The following is a 538-nucleotide window of genomic DNA, read 5'->3' on the forward strand; positions in this document are numbered from 1 at the left end:
TTTTTCAGAGTTTCCTTAAAGTATTTTTTGCAGTATGCTCACTGTCAGACATACCACCGGCCAACCTATAGCTTAGCCTAGACCGAGTATTCTTCAATTCCTGTTCGAACAATGACGCTCCCCTTGGAGAGCTTGCGCCCGCGCTGTAATTTGAGTTTGAAGCAATTGGAGAGTCAGGGCCTGCTGAGGTATGTGCTGTTGTCGCTGCCAGCTCATTTACTAATGGGCTTGGCGTATTTCGATTGAGCGCCTTGACGTTGCGCTTGATCGGACGGTCCCAAACTCTGTAAAGCCTAATGCTTTCTTTACGAGCCACCGTAGCATTGTGCATCGCGAGCCTTGGTAGGTTATTCCAGGATTTTTTAAACGGCATATGCCCCGTCTCATCCACAAACCCAACCGGATCCCCACCCACATACCCATACGCATTCAACCCACCCTCACCAAACGGGCTCAAACTGTCCGGGCTGTTAAACCGGGCGGCGGCAAAAACTGAGCGCAACACCTGACCAATCCGGTACGGTGAACCTATGTCATA

Annotated in this window: 1 protein-coding gene; it reads right to left on the reverse strand. The window is 50.4% G+C overall.

The window, feature by feature from the left end; genetic code table 11:
- Positions 1-4: 4 nt before the first annotated feature.
- The coding region (locus DW49_RS1000000133825) for an RHS repeat-associated core domain-containing protein (RefSeq protein WP_338109221.1) at positions 5-538 on the reverse strand (534 nt) is incomplete at its 5' end.

The organism is Pseudomonas avellanae BPIC 631, from assembly GCF_000444135.1.
GTDB lineage: Bacteria > Pseudomonadota > Gammaproteobacteria > Pseudomonadales > Pseudomonadaceae > Aquipseudomonas > Aquipseudomonas avellanae.